Annotated in this window: 12 protein-coding genes; 11 read left to right on the top strand and 1 reads right to left on the bottom strand. The window is 40.5% G+C overall.

All coding sequences use genetic code 11. The features are described from left to right. Positions 1–18 precede the first annotated feature (18 nt). From CWC14_RS19375 to rlmM, 6 genes are all read left to right on the top strand, one after another. Positions 19–1272 (top strand): DUF819 family protein, encoded by a 1254-nt coding sequence (locus CWC14_RS19375; protein ID WP_010388358.1) that lies wholly within the window; start codon positions 19–21, stop codon positions 1270–1272. Positions 1273–1281: 9 nt separating this feature from the next. Beyond that, positions 1282–2136: a 3-deoxy-8-phosphooctulonate synthase gene (gene kdsA, locus CWC14_RS19370; protein WP_054202475.1), complete on the top strand. Its 855-nt coding sequence runs from the start codon at positions 1282–1284 to the stop codon at positions 2134–2136. Positions 2137–2257: 121 nt separating this feature from the next. Continuing rightward, positions 2258–3154, top strand: a complete 897-nt coding sequence (locus tag CWC14_RS01075) for a transcriptional regulator GcvA (RefSeq protein ID WP_008115185.1) — start codon at positions 2258–2260, stop codon at positions 3152–3154. Then, positions 3154–3810, top strand: a complete 657-nt coding sequence (locus CWC14_RS01070) for an alpha/beta family hydrolase (RefSeq protein ID WP_138560789.1) — start codon at positions 3154–3156, stop codon at positions 3808–3810. Before CWC14_RS01075 ends, CWC14_RS01070 begins: the two co-directional genes overlap by 1 nt. Continuing rightward, positions 3803–4171 (top strand): DUF423 domain-containing protein, encoded by a 369-nt coding sequence (locus CWC14_RS01065; protein WP_171036811.1) that lies wholly within the window; start codon positions 3803–3805, stop codon positions 4169–4171. The genes CWC14_RS01070 and CWC14_RS01065 overlap by 8 nt, the downstream gene beginning before the upstream one ends. Positions 4172–4188: 17 nt before the next feature. Further along, entirely contained in the window at positions 4189–5274 is a 1086-nt protein-coding gene (rlmM, locus tag CWC14_RS01060) for a 23S rRNA (cytidine(2498)-2'-O)-methyltransferase RlmM (RefSeq protein ID WP_055013323.1), read from the top strand. A 43-nt stretch (positions 5275–5317) separates the two neighbouring features. Here the strand turns inward: rlmM and cysZ are convergent, their stop codons facing one another. Next, positions 5318–6028, bottom strand: coding sequence for a sulfate transporter CysZ (cysZ, locus tag CWC14_RS01055; protein WP_282454259.1), 711 nt, complete (start codon positions 6026–6028; stop codon positions 5318–5320). 315 nt (positions 6029–6343) lie between these two features. Here cysZ and CWC14_RS01050 point away from each other — a divergent pair, with 315 nt between their 5' ends. The 5 genes from CWC14_RS01050 to speB all read left to right on the top strand — a co-directional run bounded on the left by CWC14_RS01050 (position 6344) and on the right by speB (position 14183). Next, on the top strand, positions 6344–8590 hold the full coding sequence (locus CWC14_RS01050; RefSeq protein WP_138560787.1) for a putative bifunctional diguanylate cyclase/phosphodiesterase: 2247 nt from the start codon (positions 6344–6346) through the stop codon (positions 8588–8590). A gap of 404 nt (positions 8591–8994) precedes the next feature. Further along, the gene (locus tag CWC14_RS01045; RefSeq protein WP_138560785.1) at positions 8995–10554 is read left to right on the top strand and encodes a BCCT family transporter; all 1560 of its coding nucleotides are present in this window, start codon (positions 8995–8997) and stop codon (positions 10552–10554) included. Positions 10555–10739: 185 nt separating this feature from the next. Beyond that, the gene (locus tag CWC14_RS01040; RefSeq protein WP_008467955.1) at positions 10740–11198 is read left to right on the top strand and encodes a GNAT family N-acetyltransferase; all 459 of its coding nucleotides are present in this window, start codon (positions 10740–10742) and stop codon (positions 11196–11198) included. Between the two features lie 144 nt (positions 11199–11342). After that, complete coding sequence (gene speA / locus CWC14_RS01035) at positions 11343–13256, top strand: biosynthetic arginine decarboxylase (protein ID WP_138560783.1); 1914 nt, start codon at positions 11343–11345, stop codon at positions 13254–13256. Positions 13257–13259: 3 nt separating this feature from the next. Then, positions 13260–14183: an agmatinase gene (gene speB / locus CWC14_RS01030; protein WP_138560781.1), complete on the top strand. Its 924-nt coding sequence runs from the start codon at positions 13260–13262 to the stop codon at positions 14181–14183. Positions 14184–14245: the final 62 nt, after the last annotated feature.

The following is a 14245-nucleotide window of genomic DNA, read 5'->3' as shown; positions in this document are numbered from 1 at the left end:
ATAAAAATAGGAAACGTTATGGCTGATCCCCAAACTGCCTTGATCACTAATGATGCTGTTGTACTAGGTTTACTGGCGATTATTTTAGGCTTTATTTTTAAAACCTCGTCAAGTCAGCGCCCAGGGCTTGTAACATTTTACAAATATGTGCCTGCATTATTGCTGTGCTATTTTTTACCATCGTTGCTAAATACCTTTGGTATTGTTGATGGCTCGCAATCGAGTGTGTATTACGTTGCCTCGCGGTATTTATTACCTGCGTGTTTAATCTTACTAACTATTAGCATTGATTTAAGAGCGATTATTAATCTAGGCCCTAAAGCATTAATTATGTTTTTAACCGGCACCGCAGGTATTGTGATTGGTGGGCCATTAGCTATTTTAATTATGAGTGCCGTTTACCCTGAAGCAGTGGGTGGACATGGCCCTGATGCTGTTTGGCGCGGTATGACAACTATTGCGGGCAGCTGGATTGGCGGCGGCGCAAACCAAGCGTCTATGAAAGAGATGTTTGAAGTTGGCGGTGATATCTTCTCTGCTATGGTTACTGTCGATGTGATTGTGGCTAATCTATGGATGGCGGTATTATTATTAATGGCGGCTAACCATAAAGCGATTGATGCCAAAGCGGGGGCCGATACTACTGCGATTGAAGATTTAAAACAGCGTGTTGAAAAATACCATGCAGAGCATGCCCGTATGCCAACGCTGAATGATTACATGATGATTATTGCTATTGCCTTTGGTATTACTGGTTTAGCACATTTTTGTGCTGATATTTTAGGACCGTTCTTTGCCAATAACTATGCATGGGCAAAAGAATACAGTTTAAATAGTAAGTTCTTTTGGCTTATTGTTATATCGACCACTATAGGCATTAGTTTATCGTTCACTAGAGTGCGTCATATCGAAGCCTTTGGCTCGTCTAAAGTGGCATCAGCATTTTTATATATCTTAGTAGCATCAATTGGCCTGCATATGAATGTGATGGCGATTTTTGATTCACCAATGTATTTTGTGCTTGGTGCAATTTGGATGCTAACTCACGCCAGCTTAATGCTGATTGTTGCTAAACTAATTAAAGCGCCGTTATTTTACATGGCTGTTGGCTCTCAGGCCAATGTAGGTGGCGCGGCCTCGGCTCCTGTTGTCGCCGCTGCGTTTCATCCATCACTGGCACCGGTCGGCGTTTTATTAGCAGTACTAGGCTATGGTGTAGGTACATATATGGCGTATATTTGTGGATTAATGATGCAAGCAGTTGCACCATAAGGAATTAAAATGAACAACCAAGTTATAAATATTAATCAAATAGAACTGGCAAATGATAAACCTTTCGTTTTATTTGGTGGCATGAATGTGCTGGAATCTCGTGATTTAGCGATGCGTATTGCCGAGCATTATGTTGAAGTGACCACTAAATTAAATATTCCTTATGTATTTAAGGCGTCATTTGATAAAGCCAATCGCTCGTCAATCAATTCTTACCGTGGTCCGGGCATGGAAGAAGGCTTAAAGATATTTGAAGAGATTAAAAATACCTTTAATATTCCGCTGATCACCGATGTGCATGAACCTCATCAAGCAGCACCGGTTGCAGAGGTTGTTGATGTTATTCAGCTACCGGCATTTTTGGCTCGTCAAACAGACTTAGTGGTTGCAATGGCAAAAACAGGCGCGATTATTAATGTGAAAAAGCCACAGTTTTTAGCCCCACATGAAATGCGTCATATCATTACTAAATTTAATGAAGCGGGCAATAATAATGTGGCCTTGTGTGAACGTGGTTCAAGCTTTGGTTATAACAACCTAGTTGTTGATATGCTAGGTATGGATGATATGAAAACCATGGCGCCCGTTATATTTGATGCAACTCATGCGCTACAACGTCCTGGCGGTCGAGCAGACTCAGCCGATGGTCGTCGTGCTCAAGCAGCTGAACTGGCTCGTAGTGGCATGGCACTGGGTATTGCAGGCTTATTTATTGAAGCACACCCAAATCCAAATGAAGCAAAATGTGATGGCCCTTGTGCATTAGCACTGAGTAAATTAGAAGGGTACTTATCGCAAATGAAAGCGGTTGATGATTTAATCAAAAGCTTTGCTCCGCTTGATACCAGTGCTAGCGATTTATAAAAGAGTGATTAACTCATAAAAAAGCGACTTAGGTCGCTTTTTTTGTGGCTTGAATATACTCTTTCCCAGCATAGGTATATAATTCACCGCATAAGAAAAACTAATTCTAAGCTTGGTTGCCATGTCAAGACGAGTTCCTCCATTAAACGCGCTGAAAGCTTTTGAAGCTGCAGCACGTCATTTAAGCTTTACTAAAGCCGCAGAAGAGTTGTATGTCACGCAAGCTGCGGTGAGTCATCAAATAAAAACGCTTGAAGAGCATTTAGGCTTAAAGCTGTTTTTACGTAAAAATCGCTCGTTATTATTAACCGAAGAAGGCCAAGGTTACTTTTTAGATATTAAAGAGATTTTTACTCAGCTAATTGACGCAACCGAAAAGCTACTAGCCCGTGGTGCAAAAGGCTCGCTAACAGTGAGTTTAACCCCGAGCTTTGCGATTCAATGGCTTATTCCTCGATTGAGCTTATTTAACGAGTTACACCCTGAAATTGATGTGCGAATTAAAGCCCAAGATCAGGACGAAAACTCGTTAACAGACGATGTTGATATTTCAATTTATTATGGTCGCGGTCATTGGAGTGGCGTACAAGCTTATAAATTGCACACTGAATACTTAGTGCCACTGTGTAGCCCATTATTGTTGAGTGGCCCTAGAGCGCTTAACCAACCCAGTGATTTAGCAAACCATACCTTGCTACATGACACCACCCGTAAAAACTGGAAAACCTGGATGAAAACCGCCGGCGTACGTAATGTACAAGTTAACCAAGGGCCTATTTTTAGTCATTCATCTATGGTGCTGCAAGCTGCGGTACATGGCCAAGGTGTTGCAATAGGTAATAGTGTTTTAGCAAAACCAGATATTGATGCAGGACGTTTAGTGATCCCGTTCAATCACAGTTTAGAAAGTAAAAACGCCTATTATTTGGTGATCCGTGAGTCGCAAAATGAATTAGGTAAAATTGTGTCATTTAAAGATTGGATGTTAAGCCTAGTTGAGCAGGAGCAAGAATATTAATGAGCATCGAATGGGTTAGAAGTAGTCAGCAACCGGCAATCGCACAGTTTATATTTGCTCATGGCGCAGGGGCTGGCAGTGATTCTGAGTTTATGCAAATCATGGCTAAACAACTCAGTGAGTACGGTATTGACGTTGGCTTGTTTGATTTTGAATATATGCAAATTGCTAAACAAACTAACAAACGTCGCCCACCAGAGCGAGCGCCTAAACTACTTACTTATTTTGAACATATAGTGACTCAAGCTGATGCAAATTTACCGCTATTTATAGGGGGTAAATCAATGGGCGGGCGCATGGCATCGATGCTTGCCTGTTCGACCTCTCATCCTGTTTTAGGTGTGCTTGCGTTTGGTTATCCGTTTCATCCTCCGGGCAAGCCAGAAAAACTGCGCACAGATCACTTTGCAGACATACCATGTCCTTTTTTAGTACTACAAGGTGAACGAGACACCTTTGGCACCCGTGAAGAGCTTGCCACAATGGCAATGCCAAAACAGCCGCAGTATATATGGTTAACTGATGGTGACCACTCACTAAAACCACGTAAAAAAAGTGGTATAACTGAGCAACAAAACCTGAATGTTGCAGCAATGCAGGCGGCTAACTTTATCAAAAGCACCATTGAGAATGTAAAAGAGGAAAAACATGATTAAACTATTTTTACTCGCAGGCAGTTTTTTTTGTATGCTTTCAGTGATACTGGGCGCATTTGCTGCCCATGGTTTAAAAAGTCGCTTATCAGATTACGCTATTGGTATTTTTAAAACCGCCGCCGAGTATCAAATGGTACATGGGCTGGCACTGATTGCAGTGGCAATCTTAATAAAGTGTGGCATTAACTTAAGCATGGCAGGTGGTTTTTTTATAGCGGGTACACTGTTATTTAGTGGCAGCTTATATTTACTGGCTTTAACCGGCTTAAAGTGGCTGGGCCCAATTACACCTCTAGGTGGACTGTGTTTTATTATTGGTTGGATAGTTATTTTAGTGCAAGTTGCACGATTTAAGTTTTAAAGAGTTTAAGGGTTAATATGTCTAGTGTTGTGATTTACTGTCGTAGTGGTTTTGAAAGCGATGCCGCTGCTGAAATAACGTTTCACGCCGCCGAGCAAGGGTTTGCAGGGTATGTAAAAGCAAAACCAAATACCGGTTATGTTATTTATGAATGTTTTGAAGCGCAGCACAGCGACGAAATAATCAAAAAAGTTGATTTTAAAAATATGGTATTTGCACGCCAATGGTTTGCCGGTAACCTGATAGAAAATATGCCATTAGAGGATAGAGTGGGCGCTATTGTAGATGCCGCAAAAGACTTTACTTTATGCTCTGAACTACGAGTAGAAACACCCGATACCAATGAGGGCAAGGAGTTACTGACTTTTTGTAAAAAGATATCAACTCCGCTTAAAAAAGCGCTCGAGAAACAAAACACCGTATTGCGTGAACCAAAAGCCAATCGTCCAGTAATGCATGTGCTGTTTTTAGCTAATAATACTGCGTATGTGGGTCACTCTTATAGCTATAACAACTCACCTTTCTTTATGGGGATTCTGCGTTTACGTATGCCAAACGATGGCCCAAGCCGTTCAACCCTTAAGTTAGATGAAGCATTTAATGTATTTATTCCTGAGCAGCAGCGTGAGTCAAGAGTACAAGCTGGGATGCGCAGCGTTGATTTAGGTGCTTGCCCAGGTGGTTGGACTTATCAGTTGGTTCGCCGTGGTATGTTTGTTAGCGCGATAGATAATGGCCCAATGAATGAAAGTTTAATGGAAACAGGGCAAGTAAAACATTTTAGAGAGGATGGTTTTAAATACCGCCCAGAAAAAAGAAACATAACCTGGTTAGTTTGCGATATGGTAGAAAAGCCAACGAAAGTAACTAACTTGATGATTGACTGGGCAGTAAACGCCTATGCAAAAGAGCTTATTTTTAATCTAAAACTACCGATGAAAAAACGCTTTGATAGTGTGTATGAATGTCTAAAAATGATTAGAGAGGAAATGGCGAAGTTCGGTATCAGCTATGAATTACAAGCTAAGCATTTGTACCATGATCGTGAAGAGATAACGGTGCACTTAAACGTAATTAAAGTACCACAAAGCTTATATAGTTAATTGATTAGCGAGTATAAAAAATGGGCCAACAGGCCCATTTTTTTTAACTACGATATTGTGGTCGGTAATGCTCAACCCATAACCGTGTAGCGCCGCACACTGCCACAGGCATCACAATTAAATTTATAAATGGGATAGCGGTTAGCAGCATCACTGCAAAGCCAAACCCGTAAGATAAGCCTTGTTTGCTTTTTAAGTCATTTTTCATTTGAGTGAAGCTAACTTTGTGGTTATCAAAAGCATAATCTTTATATTGCACCGCATACATCCAGCAGGTAAAAAGCACCCAGAGCACTTGGCCTATTACCGGTAACACCCACAATAGAATAAAAAAGCCAATAGCGCGCGGGAGGTAGTAGCAAAGCTTAGTCCATTCTCGGCCTAGCATTCGCGGCACATCTTTGACTAAATCAGCTAATCCATCGTCGTTAATTTTTTGACCAGTTAAATACAGCTCAACTTTTTCACTTAGCAAGCCATTAAAAGGTGCGGCGATAAAGTTAGTAATAACGGTAAATAACATACTGTAACTAAACAGCACCACCAGTACAGCAATTGGCCACATTAACCATTCGAGCCAACTTAACCATTCTGGGAGCATGGTATTTACAGCATTAAAGCCATCACTCAGCCAGCCAAATAAAAAGAATAAGGAGCTACCAAATAATAAAATATTAATAAGTAGGGGGATTAGTACAAAGCGTTTTAGTCCTTTTTGACTAATTAACTTAAACCCGGAAAAAAAATATTCCATACCTTGCGTTATTTGCACACTAACCTCATCGATTATTTATCTTTTGGCTATTATAAATAGCCTGATGATTTTAAACAGTACTTTTAAGTAACAAAGTATTTAATAAATGGTATTTCAAATAGAATGATAATAAATTGTTAGCTTGGGCAATTGCTTTGAACTCTTCGAAAGTGCTTAATGAAATAAAATGCTCGGCAATAGACAAAATTACCATAGATGCTAATTTCAATATTATGTATAGTCAAAAGACTATAATAAATTATTATATAGAATATAGCGGCGCATTTAGCGTAAGTGACTGTTGAGGAATATAATTTGATTGAAATAATGAGAGTCAGAAAGCTGCTTTCTCAGCAACAAAATATATTATCTAAAATAGCCTTGGGTGCGCCACTTGATGAAGTACTTGAAAATATTTGTTTATCTATTGAGGAGCTTATTGAAGACTCCTCTGCGAAGTGCTCTATATTAACACTCAAAGGTGAACAGCTATTTCATAGTGCGGCGCCTAATATTACAAAGGGTTACTGTGAGGCAATTAATGGCGTACATATCGGCCCCAGTGTTGGCTCATGCGGTACTGCAGTGTATGAAAAAAAGCGAGTAATAGCCTCAGATATTGCAACATCACCCTTATGGGAAAACTATAAAGCGTTGGCATTGAGTTATGGTTTAAGGTCGTGCTGGTCAACCCCTATTATTTCAACCCAATCAGACATATTAGGCACTTTTGCAATTTATCATGACAGTGCCAAGTCACCGACACCACAAGATTTAGAGTTAATAGACTTTTTTGTTGATTTCACCAGTATTGCTTTAGAAAAGCACACAGAGTCACTAAAATCAAAAGTGTTACTTGCAGAATTACAGCAAAGTAATGAAAAGTTTAAAGCCTTCGCAAAAGTACTTCCCGATCTAACTCTTATTTTGAGTGAAGAAGGGGAGTATACCAACGTTTACGGCACTACTAATGAAAGTTTATATTTAAGCCAAGAGCATGTGATTAATCGTAATGTCAGAGATATTATGCCTCCCGAGGATGCTAATCCTATTATGGCGGTAATTGCCAAAACGCTTCAAACTAATGAAGTTCAAGTGTTTGAGTATCAGCTAAATATAAAAGGTAAACAACTTACATTTGAAGGACGAACAGCCCCGCTTGAAAGTTACCAACCTAATAATCCCTCTCAGCGACATGTAGTATGGATGGCCAGAGATATCTCTACTCGTAAAGCGGCAGAAGAAGAGGTGCAACGGTTAGCATTTTTTGACCCGCTTACAAACCTCCCGAACCGCAGAATGCTCAATGATAAACTCAGTATGTATGTTGAACAAATTAAGCAGTCTGATCACACGGGCGCACTCTTATTTTTAGATTTAGATAATTTTAAACGTATAAACGACTCATTAGGGCACAATGCCGGTGATGAAATACTGGTTGAGCTATCACAGCGACTAACGTGTGTTTTAAACCCAACAGATACCCTTGCCCGCGTTGGCGGTGATGAATTTATTATTCTCATTGAGAATGTAGGAGATAGCCATAAGCAAGCGAGTCTTGAATCAGAATTAATGGCTAAAGTGGTACAAAGCGTTTTTTATGACAAGTTTGAGATAGGGGATTTGGCGTTTCAAGTAAGCTGCAGTATTGGTATATGTTTAATTAATAACGCCAATGCCATTAGCGAAAATATTTTAAAATTTGCAGATACCGCCATGTATCGCTCTAAAATGAAAGGCGGTAATAGTAGTAGCTTTTACGATCCTGCACTGCAAACCTTACTGGAAAATCAAACTGAGCTTGAAACAGATATAGTCAGAGCGATTGCATGTGATGAATTTTGTGCTTACTTTCAGCCTCAATTATCAATTGATGGCAGTATTATTGGTGCAGAAGCACTCATACGATGGAATCACCCAACCAAAGGACTAATCTCTCCTAATTCGTTTATTCCGATTGCCGAGCAATTTGGCTTAATTCAAAAGTTACAAAACATTGTATTGCGCGATATTTGTATTTTACTGGAAATGCTGCGAGCTGATGACGTACTGAAAAACCAGTTTAATGTGTCTATTAACATTAGCCAGTGTCAGTTTAATTCTTCTACTTTAAAAGGAGAATTGTTTAAAGCGATTGAGACGTATGATGTATTACCCTCACAAATTAAATTAGAGATCACTGAGTCCATGTTAGCGGGTGATTTAATGAGTACGGTAAAGCAAATGAAAGAGCTAAAGTCGCAGGGATTTGTATTTTCAATTGATGACTTTGGTACCGGCTACTCGTGTTTAAAGCACTTGAGTGTTTTACCGATAGACGAACTAAAAATAGATAAAAGCTTTATTGATAAAGTGTTGGATAACGCATCGGGGCAAAGCATAGTTCAGTCTATTATTGGTTTAGGTCATAGTTTAGATATTAATATTGTAGCCGAAGGGGTCGAAAGTGCTGAGCAACTACATATATTAAAGTCTATGGGTGTAAACGCAGTGCAAGGGTTCTTATTTGCAAAACCATTAACACACAGCAATTACTTAAAATGGCATAAAGAGCACCAATAACATCGTGCTTGTTACTAACTGAGGCGACAAGTTTAGTTACCCCAATCAATAAGTCGCTTTGTTTAACCTCTAATTGGGCAGTAACGTTTGCTAACTTACTGCGTTTTAGCTCAAACAGAAATGTATACTTTTTGTTTGTTTGCTAGCTAAGTGTAATGAGTTTTTTACTATTTTGTAACAGTTGCACAAATCATTGCTGTGGCATTGGTTTAGCGTTTTTAACGCGTTAAACTAGTCAGGAATTGGCAATAAGTCTACTTGTTGTGACATTATCTAAACGTAAACACGACAGGTACTTGAAACTTGCTTTTGAGTTGCTTTTTCGTTCGTTGTAACTATGGTTTAGGGTTATGTCATGGTATGTCGCTATGTCGGTAACTGTAAAAAACCATTAGGAGCGATAAATGAATACCACGAAAGCAGCTTTAAAGTCGGGTGAAATACACTCTCCCCGAGTAAAGTTTCTGGAAGGGGTTGATATACCCGTTTTTTTAATCAGTGGCGGTATATTAGTTTTATTTGCCGCGCTGGCACTGTACGACATAAAACTGATGTCGGATTGGATAAACTCTGCCTTCGCCTTCTCCACCAAAATATTTGGCGCCTTTTGGCAAGTTCTGCTGTTATTAACCTTTGTGATTGGCATATTTTTAGCCGTAGGCCGCACCGGTTCAGTGGTGCTCGGCGGTTTAAAAACCCCTGAAATATCTACCTTCAAATGGATCAGTATAATTATGTGTACTTTGCTTGCAGGTGGCGGTGTATTTTGGGCCGCAGCAGAGCCAATGGCACACTTTATTTCTCCGCCCCCGTTATTTGGTGGTGAAACTGGCACAAAGGATGCCGCCTACAACGCTCTTGCACAAAGCTTTATGCATTGGGGCTTTTTAGCCTGGGCTATTTTAGGTAGTTTGACCGGCATTGTTTATATGCATCTCCATTACGAAAAAGGATTACCGCTTAAACCGCGCACTTTGCTTTACCCGGTATTTGGCGATCGCGCAATGAAAGGTGCGCTTGGTACTATTCTTGATGCATGTTGTGTACTCGCTGTGGTTGCTGGCACTGTTGGTCCTATTGGTTTTTTAGGTTTACAAGTGAGTTTTGGTCTAGAAAAATTGTTTGCCATTCCTGATACCTACACCACGCAGGTGGTTATTTTATTTAGCTTAATTGGAATTTACACACTTTCAGCGGTAAGTGGGGTTACCAAAGGTATTCAGCTACTAAGCCGTTTTAATGTTGTACTGGCAGTGTTGCTGATGTTGTTTATATTACTAATGGGGCCAACTGCGTTTATTATCGACAGTTACATTCATTCCTTTGGTTTGTATTTAGATAACTTTATTCCTATGGCTACATTTCGTGCCGATAAACCGTGGCTAGACTGGTGGACTGTATTCTTTTGGGGCTGGTTTTTAGGTTATGGCCCATTAATGGCTATGTTCGTTGCACGTATATCCCGTGGACGTACTATTCGTGAAATGATTTTACTTATTTCTGTGGTTGCCCCTGTGATCACGTGTTTTTGGTTTACTATTGTTGGCGGCTCAGGCATATTTTTTGAATTAAATAATCCTGGCGTTATATCAGAGCCTTTTGCTGGGCTTAATTTGCCAGCGGCATTGTTAGCCATCACTGAGCAGTTACCTATGGGATTTGTTGTGTCGGTGTTATTTTTAGTACTGACCACTATTTTTGTGGCAACAACAGGTGATTCAATGACGTACTCGGTATCTATGGTAATGACGGGTACCGATCACCCACAAACCTCTATTCGAGTGTTTTGGGGGATTATGATGGGGGTGATGGCGGCGTTGCTTATTTCTATAGGCGAGGGCGGGATTTCAGCCTTGCAGTCGTTTATTGTGGTCACTGCGGTGCCAGTTTCGTTTGTGTTACTACCTTCGTTGTGGACAGCACCACAAATAGTTAAGAAAATGGCAGACGAACAAGGGCTTTAATAATTGATAAAGAGCGCTAATAAGCGCTCTTTTTCTGGGTACATCATATTCTCACCTTGTTATTGAGCTATTTATTATCCTAGCAATAAACTAACCCACTAAAAATAACTTAGCCTAAGTAGGTTGTTCATTCCTATCGATACGGTATAGTTTAAATATATTTAAGCATAACCTTGAGATAAACCATGCAGTTAGTCGACTTAGACCCTTGTGATCAGGATGTGATCAACGTATTTGCTGACATAGATCGACTTATTAGCTCATTATATCCTGTAGCAACTTCACAAGCGCTTACAGTTAATGAGCTTGGTTTACCGGGCGTTTACGCTGTAGGGTTAAAAAATCAAGACGGAATAGTTGCCTGTGGCGCAATAGTAAAGCAATTTGATGGTAGCTGGTATGGCGAAATTAGACGGCTTTACGTAAAACCTAGCTATCGCGGAAAAGGCTTATCGCGGCGTATTATGCAAATTTTATTGCACTATGCAGGCGAAGAAGAAATCCCAATCATAAAACTAGAAACAGGACCAAAGCAAATACAATCAATCCATCTTTATGAGAATTTAGGGTTTGTGCAATGTGCCCCTTTTGGTGAATACACAGAAAACCCGAATAGCTTATTTATGGAGCTTGCGCTCAGCTAATATTGCTTTGTTTGAAGCTTTTATTTATCAATTTCAATCCTAACTCGTTACGAGTAGAAATACTTGTTGGACATGAATCACTATTTTTCTTTTAATGCGCGGCAACTAGCCGGTTTGGCATTCATAAATAAAAGAGAAAGATAAATGAAAGAGACAACATCACTAGAACAAGCTCGTACGAGCTACAACGTTCGTCATTGGAGCCAAGGTTTTTTTGGTATTAATGATCAAGGTGATGTGTATGTTGCGCCAAAGGCTGATGCCCCACAGCAAACCATTGCACTAACAGAGATTGCTAAGCAACTTGAAGAAAAAGGCTTAAGTTTGCCAGCGTTAGTTCGCTTTCCACAAATTTTACACCATCGCGTGCATAGCTTATGTGGTGCATTTAATACTGCTATAGAAAGCTATGGTTACCCAAAAGACTACCTATTAGTTTATCCGATTAAAGTTAACCAACAACGTGAAGTTGTTGAAGAAATTGTTGCCAGCCAAGCACAAGTAGAAAAAAAACAGCTGGGTTTAGAAGCAGGCAGCAAGCCAGAGTTATTAACTGTATTAGCGCTGGCTGAAAAAACCAGTGCGGTGATTGTGTGTAATGGCTACAAAGATAAAGAATATGTGCGCTTAGCGTTGATTGGCGAAAAGCTGGGCCATAAAGTGTATATCGTACTTGAGAAACTGTCTGAGCTGGACATGGTACTTAGCCAAGCTAAAGAATTAAATGTAAAACCACGCATTGGTATTCGTGTGCGTTTAGCATCGCAGGGCAAAGGTAAATGGCAAGCCAGTGGCGGAGAAAAATCTAAGTTTGGTTTATCTGCTTCTCAAGTTCTGTATGTAGTAAACCGTTTAAAAGAAACAGATCAGCTAGATTTAGTCCAACTGGTGCATTTTCACTTAGGTTCGCAAATGGCCAACATTCGTGATGTGCGCTTAGGTGTAAGCGAGGCTGCGCGTTTTTATTGTGAATTACGTAAGTTGGGTGCACACATAGAGTGTCTTGATGTAGGCGGCGGTTTAGCGGTTGATTACGACGGCACGCGCAGTCAATCACACAACTCAATGAATTACAGTTTAGCTGAATACGCAAATAATATTGTGTACACCATCGGTGATATTTGTAAGCAGTATGAACAGCCTTTCCCTACCATTATTTCAGAGTCGGGAAGAGCATTAACGGCGCATCATGCAGTGCTTATTTCCAATGTAATTGGCACCGAAACGTATACACCAGAAGAAATAGAAGCACCAGCTGACGAAGCTCCGCAGCTACTTAAAAACATGTGGACGTCATGGCAACAACTGCATGTGCTTACTGATGACCGTGCATTAATTGAAATTTTTCACGACAGCCAAGGTGATTTAGCCGAAGCGCATAGTCAGTTTGCGATGGGATTATTAGATTTAACCCAACGCGCATGGGCCGAGCAAATTAATTTGCGTGTGTGTTATGAGCTTAATAAGTTAATGGATAACAAAAATCGTTTCCATCGTCCGATTATTGATGAACTGAATGCGCGTTTAGCGGACAAGTTTTTTGTAAATTTCTCATTGTTTCAGTCATTGCCTGACGCGTGGGGAATTGATCAAGTGTTTCCAGTATTGCCATTAAGTGGTTTAACGCAAGCACCGCAAAAGCGTGCGGTGTTATTGGATATTACTTGTGATTCTGATGGCGCTTTAGAGCACTATGTTGATGGTCAAGGTATTGAAAGTACATTGCCAGTACCTGAGTTCACAGCAGATAAACCATATTTGATGGGGTTTTTCTTAGTAGGTGCCTATCAAGAGATTTTAGGCGATATGCATAACTTATTTGGTGATACGCACAGTGCTATTGTCAATATGGATGAGCAAGGTATTGCTAGCATTACAGAAATTAATCATGGTGATACTGTGGCTGACATGATGCGTTATGTACATTTAGATGTTGAAGGTTTTCAGCAGTCATACGCGCAGTTAGTCAGCGCAAAAATTACAGCAGATGAACAGCAAAGCGTTTTAGACGAGTTGCAAAGCGGCCTTGATGGCTACACTTATTTAGAAGAGTTATAAGCAATGTCTAGCTTGTTTGGCCATGTTGACCACTCATTATACTCAAATGGGATGACGTTTTTACGCCGTCCTATGGTACAAAACATTAACGCGATTGAAGCCGATGTAGTGGTATTGGGTCTACCGTTTGATTTAGCCACTTCAGGGCGCCCTGGTGCTCGCTTAGGGCCTGATGCTATTCGCAGAGCGTCAGTGCATTTAGCGTGGGAAGATACCAAATACCCGTGGACATTTCCGTTGTTTGAGTGCTTAACCGTAGCGGATGCTGGCGACTTTACTTATCCGGTGGGCGACCCTGAATATTTTACCGCGCAATTAGAAATGGCGGCAGAGCAAATACTTCGCCAAGGTAAAACATTATTAGGCTTGGGTGGCGATCATTTCGTAACCTTACCACTATTGCGCGCACATGCAAAAATTCATGGCAAAATGGCATTAGTTCACTTCGATGCGCATACCGATACCTATAGCAACGGCTCGCGTTTTGATCACGGCACCATGTTTTATCATGCGCCAATGGAAGGGTTAATTGATGTTAATCACAGTATTCAGCTCGGCATTCGTACTGACTTTGATCAAAGCAGGCATGAGTTTGCAGTGATTGATGCCATGCAAGCCAATGATCTGCATGCGAATGATATTGCAGCTCAGATTATTGAGCGAGTGGGTGATTTACCGGTTTACTTAACCTTTGATATAGATTGTTTAGACCCCGCCTTTGCACCAGGTACGGGCACACCCGTGTGTGGTGGTTTAACCTCTGATAAAGTGCTTAAAATCTTACGCGCACTGAAAGGGGTTAATATGGTGGGAATGGATGTGGTTGAAGTATCCCCGTCGTACGACCAAAGTGAGCTTACCGCCATTGCCGCTGCAACGATTGCCAGTGAATTACTGCATTTGTGGGCATTTAAGCATAAATATTAATATGTGTTAATGCAGTTTAAAAAGCGCTAATTTGGCGCTTTTTTTGTATGAAAATAAAAGAC

The organism is Pseudoalteromonas sp. S3260 (genome assembly GCF_005886925.1).
Taxonomy (GTDB): Bacteria; Pseudomonadota; Gammaproteobacteria; order Enterobacterales; family Alteromonadaceae; genus Pseudoalteromonas; species Pseudoalteromonas tetraodonis.
The sequence above is the reverse complement of the archived record's forward strand: the minus strand, read 5'-3'. Positions and strand labels throughout refer to the sequence as shown.